The 18,280-nt window shown below is 59.3% G+C and carries 10 protein-coding genes and 4 pseudogenes; 1 reads left to right on the top strand and 13 read right to left on the bottom strand.

Going from position 1 to position 18,280, the window contains the following annotated elements:
- Positions 1–2: 2 nt before the first annotated feature.
- The 9 genes from ACOY6C_RS06600 to ACOY6C_RS06560 form a co-directional block, all read right to left on the bottom strand.
- Positions 3–815, bottom strand: a complete 813-nt coding sequence (locus ACOY6C_RS06600) for a DUF1538 domain-containing protein (RefSeq protein ID WP_420904691.1) — start codon at positions 813–815, stop codon at positions 3–5.
- Between the two features lie 9 nt (positions 816–824).
- Positions 825–1,571 (bottom strand): DUF1538 family protein, encoded by a 747-nt coding sequence (locus ACOY6C_RS06595; protein ID WP_420904690.1) that lies wholly within the window; start codon positions 1,569–1,571, stop codon positions 825–827.
- Between the two features lie 74 nt (positions 1,572–1,645).
- Entirely contained in the window at positions 1,646–3,103 is a 1,458-nt protein-coding gene (locus ACOY6C_RS06590; protein ID WP_420904689.1) for a TrkH family potassium uptake protein, read from the bottom strand.
- Between the two features lie 9 nt (positions 3,104–3,112).
- Positions 3,113–4,501, bottom strand: coding sequence for a Trk system potassium transporter TrkA (trkA, locus tag ACOY6C_RS06585; protein ID WP_420904688.1), 1,389 nt, complete (start codon positions 4,499–4,501; stop codon positions 3,113–3,115).
- Positions 4,502–4,622: 121 nt separating this feature from the next.
- Complete coding sequence (locus tag ACOY6C_RS06580) at positions 4,623–5,159, bottom strand: DUF3124 domain-containing protein (protein WP_420904687.1); 537 nt, start codon at positions 5,157–5,159, stop codon at positions 4,623–4,625.
- Positions 5,160–5,398: 239 nt separating this feature from the next.
- A complete protein-coding gene (locus ACOY6C_RS06575; protein WP_420904686.1) occupies positions 5,399–6,895 on the bottom strand; it encodes a sigma-54-dependent transcriptional regulator in 1,497 nt (498 codons plus the stop codon).
- A 13-nt stretch (positions 6,896–6,908) separates the two neighbouring features.
- Positions 6,909–8,681 carry an ATP-binding protein gene (locus ACOY6C_RS06570; RefSeq protein WP_420904685.1) on the bottom strand — a complete coding sequence of 591 codons (1,773 nt, stop codon included), beginning with the start codon at positions 8,679–8,681 and terminating at the stop codon, positions 6,909–6,911.
- Between the two features lie 266 nt (positions 8,682–8,947).
- Positions 8,948–10,261, bottom strand: a complete 1,314-nt coding sequence (locus ACOY6C_RS06565) for a DUF4010 domain-containing protein (RefSeq protein ID WP_420904684.1) — start codon at positions 10,259–10,261, stop codon at positions 8,948–8,950.
- A gap of 81 nt (positions 10,262–10,342) precedes the next feature.
- Entirely contained in the window at positions 10,343–10,531 is a 189-nt protein-coding gene (locus tag ACOY6C_RS06560) for a hypothetical protein (RefSeq protein ID WP_420904683.1), read from the bottom strand.
- A gap of 643 nt (positions 10,532–11,174) precedes the next feature.
- On the opposite strand from ACOY6C_RS06560, the pseudogene ACOY6C_RS06555 reads away from it, so the two are divergent.
- Positions 11,175–11,334, top strand: a pseudogene (locus ACOY6C_RS06555) (TerD family protein); the annotation flags it as partial.
- A gap of 351 nt (positions 11,335–11,685) precedes the next feature.
- Here ACOY6C_RS06555 and ACOY6C_RS06550 read toward each other — a convergent pair.
- The 4 genes and pseudogenes from ACOY6C_RS06550 to ACOY6C_RS06535 form a co-directional block, all read right to left on the bottom strand.
- Positions 11,686–15,078, bottom strand: coding sequence for an isoleucine--tRNA ligase (locus ACOY6C_RS06550; RefSeq protein ID WP_420904682.1), 3,393 nt, complete (start codon positions 15,076–15,078; stop codon positions 11,686–11,688).
- A gap of 205 nt (positions 15,079–15,283) precedes the next feature.
- Positions 15,284–16,300, bottom strand: a pseudogene (locus ACOY6C_RS06545) (response regulator); the annotation flags it as partial.
- 90 nt (positions 16,301–16,390) lie between these two features.
- Positions 16,391–17,179, bottom strand: a pseudogene (locus ACOY6C_RS06540) (ATP-binding protein); the annotation flags it as partial.
- Positions 17,180–17,314: 135 nt separating this feature from the next.
- Positions 17,315–18,265 (bottom strand): annotated as a pseudogene (locus ACOY6C_RS06535) (PAS domain S-box protein); the annotation flags it as partial.
- Positions 18,266–18,280 lie beyond the last annotated feature (15 nt).

Raw genomic sequence — 18,280 nt, 5'->3', positions numbered from 1 at the left:
AATCAGATCTCCTGTTGGATCAATGAGGCGTTTTCCCGAGCCATCCGTTGCGCTTTTTGTTTCTGCCAGACTGCCAACTGGGCATACCCCATCACGGTCATCATGGGAAAAAGACTGGCAAAGGCGATCAGACCAAACCCGTCGATGGCCGGATTGCGTCCCGGAACGGTCGATGATAGACCAATTCCCAGCGCCGCCACCAGGGGAACGGTCACCGTGGAGGTGGTGACCCCTCCGGAATCATACGCGAGGGAGATGATGAACTTGGGTGCGAACCATGTCTGGATTATAACGATGATATACCCGACGATAATGTACATCGCCAGGGATGTTCCGGTGACGATGCGAAAACAGCCCAACGAGATGCCGATGGCCACGCCGATGGCCACCGCCACCCGCAGGGGCCACTCGCTGATGGTGCCTCGCGAGACCTGATTGGCCTTGAAGGCCACGGCCATGAGCGCCGGTTCGGCGATGGTGGTGGCGAACCCGATCATGGCGCCGAACAGATAGAGCCACCCATAATCCCGCCAGGTGCTGTCCGCCGGAACCTCGTTGGCGCCGAACAGGAATTGCGGGGCCGAAAGCTGGGTAGCCATCAGTTTGCCGATGGGAAACAACGCCTTTTCCAGACCCACCAGAAACAGCGTGATGCCGATCAGCACGAACACCATCCCGAGAAACAGCCGTTTCGGATGGGGCAGACCATCCCGCAGGATGAGCAGTTGAAAAAAGACGATCAGCACCACGATCGGCGCGATGTCGGTGATGGTATCCAGAAAGGTGTCGAGAAGCAAAACGAGGGTGCTGTTCATGGAGGACTCCTATTGGATCCCGAACACGATGACGCCATAGGCCATCACGAAAATCATGGGGGTGAGGGAAGCAAAGGCGATCAGTCCGAAGCCGTCGATCATGGGGTTGCGTCCCCGGATGGAATTGGCCAGTCCGATGCCCAATGCGGTGACCAGCGGCACCGTGATTGTGGAGGTGGTGATGCCGCCGGAATCATAGGCGATGCCGATGATCTCCCTGGGCGCCATCGCGGTGACGATCATGACGACGATGTAGCCGCCGATGATCAGGTATTGCACCGGCCACCCCTTGATGATGCGCAACGCCCCCACGGCGATGGCGAATCCCACGGAGAGGGCCACCGCGATGCGCATCCCGAAGGCATACTCCTCCATCCCCTGCTGACCCGGCGGCAGCAATCCGGCGCCACTGGCCACCCTGGCCGCCTCATCGGCCACGGCGATCAGAGCGGGTTCGGCGACCGTGGTGGAGAATCCCAGTCCGAACGCAAAGGCCAGCAGCCACGGCAGGCTGTTGCGCCTGGCGAAGTTGTAGGCCATCGCCTCGCCGATCGGAAAAAGCCCGATCTTCAACCCCTCGACGAACAGGGCCAGCCCGACCAGGACCAGAGCCGCCCCCAGCAGGATCTCCTCCAGGTTGGGAATGGGCTGACGAATGAGTCCGTACTGGAACACCGCCACCACGATGACGACCGGCATGAAATCCCGTCCGGCCTCCTTGATACGTGAGAACAACCAGTTAAAAATGCGGAGCATGTGAATTTCTCCAGCCGGAAAAAGGATCTGTCATCTCACGCCTTAGCCTTGGAGCCAAACAATCCGTCAACCCATCATTTCAGGATGGCGTCCGGTTTCCAGAAATGAGGCACGAACAGAATGAACACGGTGAACACCTCCAGGCGTCCGGTCACCATCAGCACGATCAACAGCCATTTGCCCGGATCGGGAATGGCGCCGAAATTCTCCATGGGTCCGACCAGACCGATTCCCGGACCCACGTTGATCAGGGTCGCCAGGGTGGCGGAAAATGCGGTGGCCAGGTCCAGATTCAACGAGGTGAGGATGATGGTCGCCGCCGCCACGGTCAGGGTCATGGCGAATCCCAGGGCCATCACGCTGTCCAGCAGTTCCGCCGGAATCCGCTTGCCGTTGATCTTGATGGCGATGACCCGCTCCTGGGTCAGCATGCGGTTGATCACGGCGAAAAGCACCTTGAACAGCACGATGGCCCGCACGATCTTGATGCCACCCGTGGTGGATCCCGACATGGCCCCGGTGATGGCGATGGTCAGTAGAATAATCTGCACATAGAGCGGCCAGGTCTCCCAGTCCACGTTGGCGAAGCCGGTATTGGTCACCAGGCTCACCGCCTGGAACAGGCCATGCAGCAGGGCATCGTGGAGATTCTTGGCCGCCGTGGAGGCAAACGCTTCCAGGGTGCAGAAGAGCGATCCCACCAGCATGATGATGCCATACCACTTCAACTCCTCATCCCGCAGAGAATGCCACTCCCCGAGAAAGATCAACTGAAAGTAGAGAACATAGTTGATGCCCGCCAGAATCATGAACACGATGGCGCACCACTGCACCGCCGGACCATAGGCCCCCATGCTGGCGTTCTTCGGCGAAAATCCGCCGATGGAGATGGTGGTGAAGGCGTGGTGCAGCGCATCCAGGGAGGACATGCCCGCCAGATGGTAAGCCAGGACGCATGCAACCGTCAGCCCCACGTAGATGGCCCACAGGATGCGCGCCGAATCCGCGATCCGGGGCGCGAGCTTGTCCTTTCTGAACCCCGGCATCTCCGCCTTCATGATCTGGGCTCCGCCCACCCCCAGATAGGGCAGAATCGCCACCGCCAGCAACAGAATCCCCATGCCGCCGATCCACTGGCTGATGCTGCGCCACAACAACAGCCCCTGGGGTAGCGCCTCGACATCGGCCAGCACCGTGGAACCGGTGGTGGTGAAGCCCGAGGCGGATTCGAACATCGCGTCCACGCCGCGCATCGTGCCCGAAAGATAGTACGGGAGGGAACCGAGCAGAATCATGACGATCCAACCCAGAATCACCGCCACCACGCCGTCGCGGGCATTCACCCCGCCGCCGAAGAGCTGGCCTCGCGAAGGCATGTAGAGCAGCGCAAGGGTGAACGTGATCACCAGGGTCCAGGCGGACGGGGCGAGTCGTTCTCCCAGGTGCCATGCCAGCGCCAGACCGGGAAGCTGAAAGAGTCCCAGCATGGCGGAAATCACCGCGATGATGCGCAGGTTGAGTTGCAGGTTCATGCGGGGCGGCTAGAACAGGGTTGGCCACCGGGTATTGCGTGCAATCCACCTGTCCAACAGCGGCGCCTTGCCCGGTTGCACCACGAACAATGCCTGATCCCCCTGTTGCAAGCGCAGGTTGCCATGCGGCACCTCGATCCGGTCGTTACGCACCGACGCGGCCACGATCACCCCCTCGGGCAGCGATGCCTCCTTGAGCATGGGACCATCCAGACGGGATCCGGCCTGAATTTCGGTCAGGAACAGATTCAACTTTCCGCCCAGCAGAATATCCGAATCCAGCACCCGCCCCATGCGGATGAATCGCAGGATCGAACCCACGGCAGCGGCGCGGGGACTTAAAATCGCATCCACCCCCAGTTCCGGGGCCAGGGAGAAATAGGCCTCGTTGTCCATCATGCTGATCACCTGCATGGCGCCCCGTTTGCGCGCCCAGAGCGCAATGAAAAAATTGACCTCCTGCACCGACGTGGTGGCCAGAAGCGTGGTCTCCGGGGTGATGGCGCGTCCGAGCAGTGCCGTGTCGGTGACCTCGCCGTGCAGGATCACCGACTTGGACAGCATCTCCGTGAGCATCTGACACCGTTCGTAATCCGATTCGATCACCACCACCTGACGACCGCGCTGTTCGAGCTGACGGGCGATGTTGACGCCGATCGGCGATCCGCCGGCAATGACGAACTTCTGTCTGGAACGATGGCTCTTGCCCAGCAGAGGCAGGATCACCGGCAGTTCGATCCCCTCGGGAAGGGTGATGCAGATCCGGTCGCCGGTCTCCAGAACCGTATCCCCGCTGGGAATGAACACCTCGTCGCCCCGTTCCACGCCCACGATCAGGATCTGCTTCGACGGCAATTCCGCCCGCGCCGCCTGCAACGGCTTGCCGGCCAGCACGTTGTCGGAACCGAGCCGGAAACAGGCCACCCGGATCTTGTTGTCCAGAAATTCGACCAGATCGAAGGCGTGCTGAACATCCAGGATGTTGATCGCCTTCTCGATCACCGCCCGCTCCGGACTGATGATCAGGGTATCGTTGAGATCCCGCGACTGCCAGAGCTGATGATTGTTCAAGAAGGCGTCATCCTTCACCCGCGTCACGATCCTGGCCGTGGGGTTGAGCGAACGGGCGATCAGGGTGAGAATGATGTTGCTCTTGTCCTGATTGGTGATCGCCAGGATCAGATCCGCCTCCCGTACCCGCGCCTCCCGCAGGGTGTCCTGATCTTCCGCCGAGCCATGAACGATCTGCACGTCCATCTGTTCACGGATCTTGCGCACCGTGTTGAGGTTGGATTCGATGAAACAGAGATGGTGTCCCTGTTCGGCGATGTGCCGACCCACCGCCTCGCCGACCAGTCCGGCGCCGAAGATCACCACCTTCATGGGTTTGTTCTGCATGGATCCCTCCTCAAGCGCCCTCTTCCGGGGTCACCCCCTCAGGAAGTGTGAACGCCGTGTGCCCAAAAAAAGATCGCCCTGATATTGGCATGGCGGACAAGGGGCTCCTCAATGCGTAGGCTCAAGGTTTTTGGGGGGCTTCGGGTTTGGCATTGGGATTGGTCGCATGGATCACCTGTCCGCGACTGGTGAAGGCCTGGGACTGCGTACCCCAGTGGTAGACCTGTACCGTTTCCATCATCGGCTGGTCGATGGGCTGTTCGGCGTGCCAGATGACGATGAAATTGGCGCCGGTTCCACCTTTGTTATCCCGGTTTTCGACGAAGAAATCGGCGGTGGCGAGATGGGGAAGGAGCTGCGGTTTGGAGAGGTAGCGGCGTATCTGTTGACCGGTGGAGTCGTAGTAATCCACCGCCGTGATGGTCATCGCGTGATGGAGATCGGTATTGCGAACGCTGAGCATGGAGGAGAGCAGCGCCTGTTCCGGTCTGCCCCGGTCGTTGAAATTGCCGTGCAACACCGAGGAGTAGACCGGCACGTAAACCGTCTGTCCCGTGGACAGGGGCGGCTGTTCCATGGCGTTGGCATCCGGGATTGGGACCATCAACACCCCGGACAGCAGACACCCGATCCATGACGACACCTTGGAAACGCGCACGGCACACCTCCTTTCTCACCCTGTTTGCCGACCAGGCATGGCCGACCAAAACCTCATGAAAGGGAAGTCTATCCGCGTTTCCTGACATTTGGCTGACAAAGCGCGAAGATTCACCCGCAATCCGGGGCGCGACCCACCTTTTCTTGAAGGTATCCAGATTGAATTCAGGTTGCCGTGTTACCCGACCGTCGTGACACCCCCTTTTCTTGAAGGCCTCCGATTGCATTCAGGTTGCCGTGTCACCATGCCTCCGATCCATCATCGGGCGATTCCCCGTGCAGCAGGGTTTGGTTCAGAAACTCCCGCCAATGCGGCTGGGTGCTCAAGCGGGTCAAACGCCGGTTCAGCGCCACCCGGGAGATCCCCAACAACAGGGCCGCCGTACCCTGATTTCCTCCAGCCCGCCTGAGCGCCTCCCGGATGAGGATCGCTTCGGCGTTGCGCAACGTTGGAAACTGTTCGAGAATTCGCAAAGAATTCTGCCCGGAGTCCAGATCCATGCGCCCCGCCTGGTCCCCTTCCGCCTGCCGCTTCTGAAACAACTCCCGAAAACTCTCCATGGAAAGATACGGGCCGGAACGATGCACCGCCAATGCGTTGTAGATCATGGCGCGCAACTCACGCACATTGCCCGGAAACGAATGGTTCTTCAGCAGCGTGATCAATTCGCCGGGCACGATCGGCGCCTTCTTGTGCATGGATGTGGCGGCCTCTTCCAGAAAATGCCGCACCAGCAGGGGGATATCCTCCTTGTGGTCACGCAACGGCGGAATCTGGATCTGATGCACCGAAAGCCGATAATAAAGATCCGCCCGGAACTGATTGGCCAACATCGACCGGTCGAGATTCTGATTGGTTGCGCAGATGATCCGCACCCGGCTGTTCTTGGCCACATCGGATCCGAGCGGATAGTAGCGTTGCTCCTGGATCAAGCGCAGCAGTTTGACTTGCGACGCCATGGAAAGATCACCGATCTCGTCGAGAAACAGCGTCCCATCCACCGCCTGGGCCACCAACCCCTCCCGGTTCTGATGCGCGCCGGTGAAGGCCCCCTTGCGATGCCCGAACAGCGTATCCGAAAACAACGTCTCATCCAGTCCGGCGACATTGAGCTGCACGAAGCGGCCCGGCAACCCGCTCAAGTGGTGCAGCGCTTCGGCGAACTTCTCCTTGCCAACGCCGGTCTCGCCCGAAATCAGGATCGGTTCCGGCGAGGGAGCCACCGCTTCGGCGTATTGAAACAAGGCGCGGAACTTGCGGCTCTGTGAGATGATCCCGGAAAAGGAGTGGGCATGTCGCAGATCATCCGTGATCAGATAATGCTTGAGCGTATCGACCTGGGTCTTGAGCGAACGCACCTCCAGGGCATGGCGGATCGTGATCGAGAAACGTTTGTCGTCGATCGGCTTGACCAGATAGTCGAAAGCGCCCTCCTTCATGCAACGCACCGCGATATCCACATCCTGGGCCGCGGTGATGATGATCACCGGAACATGTGGATAGCCGCTCACCAGCATCGGCAGCAATTCGGTTCCGGACAGGTTGGGCATGAACAGATCCAGCACCACCGCCCCGACCGGACCGTGACGCATGCGCTCCATCACCGTCGTTCCGCCCTCGAACAACTCGATCGACTCGATGCCCGCCCCCTGCAACACCGCCTCGGCGCTCTCGAGCACCGTGCTCTCGTCGTCCACGAGCAGAACCGGCAGGGACTCTCGGCCACGTTTGATCATGTTTCGGAAACCGTCACGGAAGGTTGACAAGAAACGGCAGAAATACCGATACCCGCGTACCGACGCCATGCCGCGAATGGATCACCATCCGTCCCTGATGGTTGCGGATGATCGATTCGGAAATCGACAGTCCGAGCCCGGTTCCGCCATGCTGCGCCTTGCGGGTGAAAAACGGATCGCGAATCCTCTCCAGATCCTCGGACAGAATGCCGCTCCCTTCGTCGATGACGTCCAGACGCAATTGACCCGATTCCACATCTCGGACCGCGGCGACGATCACCTTCCGGGAACGATCCGGCAGGGACTCCAGGGCGTTGACGATCAGGTTGAGCAGCACCTGTTCCAACAGTTGCGCATTGCCGCGCACCGGCGGAAGCGCGTTCTCCAGGGAGACCTGAAAATGGTCGGTGAAACGCTGAATGCGGTCATGCAGAATCTGCTGGCAGGCGTCGATCAACGGCGGAATCTCCACCAACCCGTTCAGATTGCCCTGATCGCAGCGTCCCATGGATTTCAGATTGACCACGATTTGCCGGATCCGTTCACAATTCTGCACGATCCGGCGGATCATCTTCTCGGGATGGGCGTGCCAGGTCCGATAGGAGTGCTTGCCCAGCGAAAAATCGCCGTTCTCCCGGCTGTATTCATCCAGCACGGGAATCACGTCCTGCCACACATCCAACAGATGCGAGGCATTCATCAGGATGGCATGATTCGGATTGTTGATCTCGTGGGCAACGCTCATCGAAATCAGACCGATCGAGGCCAGGTGAACGTTTCTGAGATGTTCCCGTTCCATACGTTCACGATACAGGAAGGTCAGCTTCCCCCGATGCACGTAGGTGGCCAGCAGCATGGTGAAAACGATGCCGCCGATCAGCACGATCCAGTGTCCCCCCCGAAACGCCTCGGCGCTGCGAAACTCCTGAATGGCGATGCAGAACACCTTCCAACTGCGGTCGGCGACCTCCACCACCCGGACCCGTTGCAAAAAGGGGTGTTCCTGACGGACGACCGCGTCCGACGCGGACAGGGAAGACGACACATTGCGGCGACTGGAGAGACGACTGGTGTAAACCTCCAGATTGCCCTCCTGCGCACGCGCGGAGTCGTCGTGGATCACCACGTCGATGCCGCGCGGTTCCAAAAGTCCCAACGAGGAGGAGACCAGCTTGTCGATATCGACGATGGCCAGGACAAAACCGGTCACCGTACCCGATGCGTCGGTCCCGGTGTCGATGACGTGCGACATCTGGCCAATGGGAATCACCACGGGAAATCCGTGCTCGCGTTTCTGCTCCGCCAGCACAATCCGCTCCCCGGCCACCTCTCGTCCAGTCCGGGCCGCCTTGAGGAACAATTCGCCAAAGTCAGGATGTTTCAACCAGTTTCCGCTCTTGGCGTCCAGTCGCGAATCCGGGGCGTCGGAAACGGTCGGCACCTGGATCAGGCTGGCCGAACCGGATACGAAGGACAACAGATACAGCCGATGCAGATAGGGGAAATGGGCATCCAGACCGTTACGAATGGTCTGGTAGTGGACATCACCTCCGGAAGAGGCGATCTGAATCAGGGGGCCATAGATGCGCAACCCCTCGAACAACCGATGCAACTCCTGTTGCAGCGCACGAACCCGACTCTCGGCAACCCATTCGAACTCCTTGGAAAAGTTGATTTCCAGAAGTTGCCGGACGTTGTAGGAGGCGGTCAGGGTGAAGAACAGACCCGCCAGGATCACGACCCAGGTCGCCACGAACACCCGACACCATGCCAGGAGACGATTCACGCCCGAAACATCCCTTCCCGAACGGGTCCATTCCAAATACGCCAACTCTTCCATACCGAGAGCACGTTGCAAGCGATGCACAAACTGCACACGCCAATCCAACGGCGTGGGCGAGGCGTGCCAACACCCCGTTGGCCACGCCGCGATGGCATGGCCACCTGACAAGGAACGACTTGTCCCGTGGCCATGCACACCGATCAACCGCCTGCTGACAAAGATATTCATCCAGTCATCCTGGCGATCACAGGGTAACCCGTGGATCCGATTCAGTGCAAGGTACTGAGGGTGGTCCACAAGGTCAGCGACCCCACGCCCGCCAGAGCGGCGACCGGAATGGCGAATGGATAGCTGTGATTCCATCCAACCCGCTTGGCGATGACGATATATTTGGCGAAAATGCTACCCAGGAGCGCGGCAATGACGCTCCAACCGCCCACTTGCAAAGAGATGTCGTTGCTGATCAGCGAGTTGCCCACTGCGGCCAGAGCCGCCGCCGAACTGATGATGCCGGAGAGGAACGAAGCGATCACGGTGGCATCGCTGCCAAGATAGTGCGTCACCATCGCCATGAACACCATGACGCAGGCAAACACGAACGAAAATTTGGTGACGAAACTCAACGGCAATGGACGATCGGTGATCTTGATCTCTTCGGATTCCGCATGAGCGAAGGAATACATGGTGATGGAGGCGAACAGCACCAGGGTCGATGCCATGGGGAAAAGATATTTCTCGAAGGTGGCCGAACCGATCACCGCAAAAAAGACCACCATGTCCTTGGTGATCGAACCGGTATTGGCGGCCACGAAGCCAAGAAACACCTCGCGCGGGCTCAACTCCTTCCGCTCACCGCTGGGATCCTTGCGCAGCAGCAGAATGATGGTGGCCAGCGAGGAGACCAGACCACCGAAAAAGGTGGCAAGCAGCAAGGCATTCCTTCCCTTGATGTACTTGGTGATGAAGTGGGATCCGAAGCTCATCAGACTCACCATGATGACCACCTTCCAGAAGATCAGGACATTGATCTTGTGAAAGGTGGTGCTCCAGTGACCGTCGATGTAGCTGAAGAGCGGCACCGGCAGCGCGGCATCCTTGGGGATCAACGGCGTGATGGTGATGGTAATGGCGATCAGGATGGCCAAATCGATCAGTTCGGCGCGATTCATGTTCTCGCTGAAGGTGTGGAACTGCTCCTTCATCCCGAGAATCAGCAACATGACGAACAGCAGCGTGGCCACGAACCAGAGATCCACCTCCAGATTGCCCAAACCGGCCATCAGGAAGGTGATCGGCAAAGAGAGCGCCGAACTCAAACCCGGCGAACTTTTCATGTTCTCGAAATAGGTGATGACCAGCGAAAAGCCGAGTACGCCGGCGAACGCGACCGGCCAGATCAGTGGAGACTTCACCTGCAACATGCTCGATATGAACGCCATGATGGCCACCAGAATGAAATCCCGGATGCCGAGACGGCGTTCCATGCCGCGTTTGGTGATGCTGCGTTCCAAACCGATCGCCAGCCCGATGAAACAGGCCACGGCCAGATTGGCGCCCAGATGAAGCAGTTCCTTGTTTTCCATCTCGTTCGTTATCCTTTCTCGCAATCAGATGATGTTCATGATATCCAATGAGATTTATTTGACGCTACCAACAGCACGCTTCTATTTTTCAAGAATCTCTCCGCGAATCACCGCAATATTGTATTCAACCTCCGGAAATGACGAACCAGCAATCTCCTCGAACTTGTTGAGGGATTCTGAACGATTCCCGCTATCATACAGTTCCACTGCATCATAAAATGGATCTCCCGCCATGAATTGAGAAAATAGTTCTACGATATTTCTGATCATGTTTGTCTCCTCGATCGGTTGTGTTAGGCGGAAATAAGAAAATCAATATCCATATGCAATGTTCTGATTCGGGATACGGTCCCAACCAGGGCCTTGACCACCTCCATCAAATGTCGGCTGAACCGAAAAAGAGGCTCATGGTGATCCGGTGACAGGGAAGACCGCGCAACACCGTTCATGATACGGCTCGCGTACATGGGAACGTTTCATCCCCTATCCGTGATTGTGAATGAGGTGCGCGGGACGCCATTATAATGGCAACGGTCAGGCCAGATTGTTTGGTCTGTTTTGTTTTTTGTTAACAACAAGTTAACAGCAAAAGAAACATGGCCTGGCTGTAACGTTCTGGAAGGCGAAAAACGGGGAGCAAACCGAGATAATTAAGAATTTATTATTTTGTTTCAACAATTTGTACAACAATCACCCGTGCCGGTGCGCCTCATTCGCATGACAGAATGTAACACCATCACGACACAGCGGAGTCCGATGATCCAACAACCGGCTCGGGCGGATGAACCGATCCAGAGCGGCAACACACACTTTTTTTGAATGCATCCAGCTTGGATTCAGGTTGCCGGGTTCACACACCTCGAAACGTAATGCACCGCCCTTCGATCCTCGAATACCCGCTGGAGATGCCGGAATCGCCCGATACGACCTTTCCGAAGACGCCTCGACCGGAACCGTCCACGATCTTCGGAAAAAGTTATCGCAACGGATCGGAATGGAAAGTCCGGGCCGTTGGACAAGGGTTCGCGGGTGGTCTGGAACCATTGGCGCGAAATGTCGGTGTGAACGCCTGATCAGGAGAAGATACAATGGGTTTTAAAGATGAAAAGCTGTCGATATGGCGGGAGCCCCCGGGTCCGTGGGGGACTTGGATGCGTGGATGCGATCCAAAGCATACTTGCGAATCTGGAAGCGGTCGGAGTGTCTGACCGATCGGTGAGGTCAAGAGTTCAGCATGGGACATGCGGGCGGCATGGCTGCCAATCCGCCTGCCATACCGCCCTTATTCCCCCTCAAATCAATCCAGCATGGCCTCTGCCAGGCGTTTTCTGGCGTTGCGGATTGCCTGGGGAAAATGGCCGTTCGTTGAATTTGGATTCAGTTTCTTCAATGGTCAAAACCACACATTTCAAACCGAATGCGGTTCAGTCCGCGACCTTCTCCATGTGAAGCGTCACCTTTCCACCTGCCAGGGAGGCGGTCGTCTCCGCCGTGAGACCCGGTTGGTGCCGAATCACCTCGGCGAGCAACTCGCCACGGAGATAGTCGTCATGGACGCGCACCGCATCGACCACGGCGGCAGGGGCATCAAACACGATGACAACGCGGTCGTTCATGTCCAGACCGATCTCCCGGCGCATGTTCTGCGCCACGCGATTGAAGTCCCTGGCCAACCCTTCGTGGGCCAACTCCGGCGTGATCACGATGTCGAGCACCACCAGGACACCGCCATCCCAGACCGCGATGCGTCCCTGGCCCGCGTCGAAGGAGAACTTGAGATCCGTGGCGGTGAGTTCGATCACCGTGCCGTCCGGCATGGGAAGAGGCCAGGTTTCGCGTTCGACGATCACCTTCCAATACAGGGCCATGGCGTCGAGGTGGCCAATGGCCTCCGCCGCCCGTGGCATGGCGGAACCGGTCTTGGGCCCCAGGGTCTTGTAGTTGGGGACGACCGAGATGCGGACACCGGTTTGATCTGCGGAGGCAAGCAGATCCATCTCCTTGATGTTGCACTCTTCCAGGATCTGCGCCTGGAGATCGGGTTCGCCAAGAACCACCCGTTCCGCCGGGACGTTGGTGAAGATCGCCATGCGGTTCAAAGGCTGACGGACCTTGATCTGACATTCGTTGCGCAGGTTGAGCACGATGTTCTTCATGCGGATGGCGATGTCGATGGATTGCTCCAACCCTGCATCGACGCGCGTCGCGTCAACCTGGGGATAGGGGCGCAAGTGGATCGATTCCGGCGCCTTGGGATCCACAGAGCAGACCAGATTCTGATAAATCGCCTCCGTGAAAAAGGGCAGGATGGGGGCGAGCAACTCCAGACAGGTCACCAGGGTTTCGTGCAGGGTGGCATAGGTGGCCCGTTTGTCGGGATTGAGGCCATTGCCCCAGATGCGACGACGCGAACGACGCAGATACCAGTTGGAAAGGTCTTCGACGAAACTCTCGAAATGGGCGACCAGACGGTAGACGGTGACGGCTTCGAACATCTCGTGCGCCTGTTTCACCAGTCCCTGCAGGCGACTCAGGATCCAGCGATCCAGAGGTTCCCGTTGCGCGGGCAAGGGATCCTCCGGACCAGGGGTCCACCCATCCAGCGTGGCATAGGAGACGAAGAAGCTGTAGCAGTTCCAGAAGACGAGAAGCTTGCGGCGCGCCTCGGCGTCCGTGTGGACGACATGGCCATCCTTGTGTTTCAGGTCAGGGAAGTTGAGGTTGACGGAGGGGTTCTGGGAGGCGTACAGATAGCGCATCACCTCGGCCCCCAGCACATCCGCGGCCTCGTCGAAAAGAATGGAATTGCCGGCGGATTTATGCATCTCCTCGCCCCGCTCGTCCCGAACCAGGGCATGGCCCAGCAGGGTGCGGAACGGCGCCCGACCATCCAGTTTGACACTCATGGCAAGCAACGAGTAGAACCAGTTGCGGAACTGCCCCGGAAAACACTCGATGACCATATGGGCGGGAAAGAATTGCCGCCAGTATTCCGGATCCCGCCGATAGTTGAGGGTACTGAAAGGGACGATGCCGGCATCCAGCCAGGGGTTGCCCACGTCCTCGACACGGTGGGCGTGGCCACCGCACGCCTCGCAGGCAATCTTGACCTGATCGATGTAGGGACGATGGGGCGAATGTCCCTGAAACGCCTCCCACCCCGCCACCGCCTTGGCGGCCAACTCCTCCTGACCACCGATCACGGTGAACCAGCCGCAGGAACACTCCCAGATCGGCAGGGCAAGCCCCCAGAAGCGCTTCTTGGAAATCAGCCAGTCCCCCATGTTGCGCAGCCAGTCCTGTTCCCTGGCCTCGCCGTCGCCGGGAATCCAGCGCACACTCCCAACCACGGCCTGGATCCGGTCACGCCAGCTCATGTCGATGTACCAGCCGTCGATCAGCCGATAGACCAGCTCGGTCTTGCAGCGCCAGCAGTGGGGGTAGACGTGGGGATAGCGCTCCTTGGCCACCAGCCGTCCCGACTCCTTCAAGGCGGTGATGACGTTCTGGTTGGCGGTTTTGACGGGCAGATGGGCATAGGCTCCGAATTTGTCCTGAAAAACGCCGTTCTCATCCAGGGGGGCGACGACAGGGAGATGGTTTTCCCGACCCAGGTCGTAGTCCTCCTTGCCGCAGCCAGGGGCGATGTGGACGATGCCCGTACCCTCGTTGCTGGTGATCTCCTTCCAGGCAATGGCGCGATGGGCCATGGTGGCCGTCTGTTCGATCCCCTTGGCCGGACCGAAGGGGGTGACGCCACCGGGGATGTTCAGGGCCTCCAGGTCGTCGAGGGGACCGTGGTAGGCGATGCCGAGAAGCGCACTGCCCGGAATTTCGCCCAGGATCTCCACATGCCCCCCCTGCCCTTGCAGGAGTTGCGCGAGGGCGGGAAGCCTGGCCTGCTGCTTGACCCCCTCGGTTTCCAGGAGCTGATGGCGCTTGGAATGGAGATTCTCCTTGCCGACGTAATAGATCCAATCCTTGTGGCGAACCTTTACATAGGTCATTTCCGGATTGACCGCCACCGCGACGTTGGAGGTAAGGGTCCAGGGCGTGGTGGTCCACACCAGGAAGGCCTCGCCAGGGTGGTCGCGCAGGGGGAAACGCACGTAAACCGCGTCATGCTCGACGATCTTGCGACCATCGGCCAGCTCCATTTGCGACAGACCGGTGCCACAGCGGGGACACCAGGGCATCACGTCGGTGCCTCGGTAGATGTGGCCATCCTCGTGGCACTTCTTCAAGAAGGACCAGATGGTATAGTTGTTCTCGTTGGAAAAAGTGAAATAGCTGCCTCCGAACTCGGGACTGCCGAGCGCGCCAATGATGGATTCCGGCGATGCGGTGATCGTTTGGCCGTTGGCGGCGGTATAGGTCACCTGCTCGGCGCCGGCGCGAAGCGCATCGCGGAGCCGTCGCAACTGGTCGGGGTCGTCCCAGTCCATCCAATAGCCCAGACGGATGGATTGCTCGGTCTGCTTGGCGGCAAAGGTCAGCACCCGCTCCTTGCACGCGCTGATGAACCGCTCGATGCCGAACGCCTTGATATCCTTCTTGGAGGCGAAACCGTGTTCCTTCTCGATTTCGACCTCGACCCACAACCCCTGACAGTCAAAACCGTTCTGATAGCGTAACCGTTTGCCCTGCATGGCGTGGTAACGCTGGAAGATGTCCTTGAGCGTGCGTCCCCAGGCATGGTGGACGCCCATGGGATTGTTGGCGGTAATGGGACCATCCTGGAACGACCAGACTTCGCCTTGGCTGTTTTTGTCTTTCAATTTCTGAAAAATCTGCTTCTTTTTCCAAAAATCCAGCATATCTTGTTCGATTTGAACAAAGTTCGGGTATTTTTGAGCTTTTTTGTACATGAATGATGCCTTGGCGTAGCTTGTGAGGTCGGGGATAACGGACGCACGAACGAAAAAAAGGGCCGTGCGGGCCAGCGAATCATCTTACGCCACATTCGCTTTCCAGGGAAGCCCCCTTTGCCGTTGGATACCGATCCGGAAGCGATCCGGGGCATCACATCGCACGGTTGAAGGTCACCAGGGCGGCCTCGAAATCGAATCGATCGATCTGCTCCATAAAAAGCGACCACCGCTCGCCCAACAGACGACGCAACTCCCGTTCATGCTGTCTGGCGAAACGACCGGAACGGGTATTGTCCTCCCGAAGCAACCCGACCAGTTGATTCACGCAATCAACCGCGGACGACGCATCCGGAACTTCCGACACGGGATCCTGGAACGCCGACCAACCATCCGGATCCAGCCGCTCCGTCTGTCGCTCCAGATCCAGAATCGCCAGTCGGCAACGCTCCGTCAGGATCTTGCAGTCGGCATCCGCAACCCCGTGCCGCAAGGCCTGCTCCAGGGAACGACTCGACTCGGCGATCTCCACGAGTCCCAAGGTCGCGGCGATGCCGCGCAACCGGTGCGCGATCCGGCTCGCCTGCTCCCGTTGCCCGCCCGCCAGCGCCTCGCCCACCCGATCCATGTCCAGGCGGTGATCTGCCAGAAAACGGTGTACATGCGCCAGAAATTTACCGCCATCCCGATTGACCACGGACAATCCCTGTTCGAGATCCACACCGGACAACAAGGAGAGTTCAAACAACAGCCGGCTCTTTTGAGGCGCGTCGTCGGCTGCCGCAGTCGCCGTCGTCGCCGCCGCCGTCCGGTCCACCCCATCGGGCGGGACCATCTGCAACCATCGACGCAATTTGGCGTTCAGAAGCGACGGAACCACGGGTTTGGCGATAAAATCGTTCATGCCCGCTTCCAGGCACGCCTCCCGATCCTCGGTGAAGACGTTGGCGCTCATGGCCAGAATCGGCAGATCGGAGGGCGCGAACCCCTGCCTGATCCGTCGCGTCGCCTCCACGCCATCCATCAGCGGCATCTGCATGTCCATCAACACCAGGGCATATCGATTGGCAAGCACCTTTTCAACGGCGCCATGACCATTCTCGGCGGTATCCACGCGATAACCCAACCCCTGCAACATCTCACGGGTCACATCCAGATTGACTGGATTGTCTTCCACCAACAGCAGGGGCCTAGCGGAAATCACAGCGGGAAGATGCGCCTCCAACTCCCCCGCCTCCGTCGCGAACACATCGTCGTCCACGTCCGCGCACCCCTGTCGCAGCACCGCGGTGAACCAGAACAGACTCCCCTCACCAGGCACGCTCTCGACACCGGTCTCCCCACCCATCAGAACGGCCAGATGTCGGGTGATGGCCAACCCCAGACCGGTTCCACCATGCCGGCGCGTCGTGGAAGGATCCGCCTGCTCGAACGCCTGAAACAATCGGGACACCTGTTCCGGCGCGATCCCGATGCCCGTGTCCCGCACCTCGAAACGCAGACGCATGCCGGCATCGTTCGTTTCCAGCACCCGGACACCCAGTCCGACGCTCCCCTTCTCGGTAAACTTGACGGCATTGCTGGCATAATTCAGGATGGCCTGACTCAATCGGGTCGAATCGCCGCGCAACCACATCACCTCCGGAACGGCTTCCACCTCCACCCGCAATCCCTTGGCGCGCGCCAGCGGTGAAATCAGCGAAACAATGTGGTCCAGCAGGGATGGCAAGGCGAAAGACCTCTCTTCCAGCCGGATACTCCCGGCCTCGATCTTCGACAAATCGAGAATGTCGTTGAGCAGCGCCAACAAGTGCTGCGCGGCCACCTCGATCCGGTCGAGGTGTTCGGCCTGACGCGACGCCACCCCATCCCGACGCAACAGATGCGTCAGTCCGAGAATGGCATGCATCGGGGTGCGTATTTCATGACTCATGTTGGCCAGAAACGCACTCTTGGCCCGGTTGGCGGCCTCGGCATCATCCTTGGCTTGAGCCAATTGCCGGGTACGCATGTCCACAACCCGCTCCAAATGATGCTCGCTCTCCTGCAACCGGACGTTCACCGCTTCGGCGCGGGCATGTTGCCGAATGGCATCCTCCATCAGATTGAGGGCAGCCAGTCGCCCGCGTCGTTGTTTTTCGAGCGCTTCCTTCTGACTTTCGCGCAGCGACCACTCGGCCTGTTTCCGCATCGTGATATCCTGCACCGTTCCGAACAGGCTCGTGACCACCCCGTTCCCGTCCCGCCGGGCCATCCCCCTGGCGACGATCCAGCGACGCTCCCCATCCGGTCGAATCACTTCCGCTTCGTATTCATACTCCTGCCCGCTTTGCAGACACACCTCGACCTGGGCCGATAGTCCACGCCACGACTCTGGCGTGAAATATCCGGCCACCTCCGGATAGACGGCAGGCGGCAAGGTCGGATCCCGCCCGTAGATGTGATAGATCGCCTCCGACCACTCATGACGACCCGCAGCGATATCCCATTGCCAGATGCCGATTCCCGCCAGTTTCAAGAATTCCAGCATCTGAACGGAGGCCTCCTTGAACATCTGTTCCGGCGTTCCGTGCCCGTCGTTCTCCTCCGCGAACAGCACCGCCTGTCGAATCGGCGCGTTCGCGTCACGAGGCCAGAACAGGCTCCAGCGAATCGAGACGCTCACCCCATCGGCCCTCCGACACCGGGTGTCCAGCACCCCGTCCACACCGTTCGACAGCGCGCTCCAATCCGGGGGAACCCCTCCGGAATCGACGCACTCCCAAAACCTGCGCCCTGTCCACGCCGCTTCGGATTCGCCCAGGATCGCGCACAGGCGCGGATTGATCCGCAGAAACCGACCATCCGGATCCAGCAGGGCCAACCCCGTCGCCGCATGGTCGAAGAGATGTTCGAACAGAATTTCATGAACCCTGGATCGCTCCCGAACGGCCAGCCATTCGGTCTGCCACCGTTCATCGGCCCTCTGCAACCTGACCGCTTTTTCCCACAGGTTCCGAACGGCGAGCCCTCCCACCAGCAACAGCGACGCACAAAAGCCGATCCATCCCCACGCGCGCCTGCCAAGGTTCTCTTCCCAACCGACCCAAAACAACACACCGATCACCGCCGCCAGAATGACCGTCACCACCGGCATCACCGACGCTCTCGC

This window comes from Candidatus Magnetaquiglobus chichijimensis (assembly GCF_045865675.1).
Classification (GTDB): domain Bacteria; phylum Pseudomonadota; class Magnetococcia; order Magnetococcales; family Magnetaquicoccaceae; genus Magnetaquiglobus; species Magnetaquiglobus chichijimensis.
Note: the sequence above shows the minus strand (reverse complement) of the source record. Positions and strands in the feature narration are given on the sequence as shown.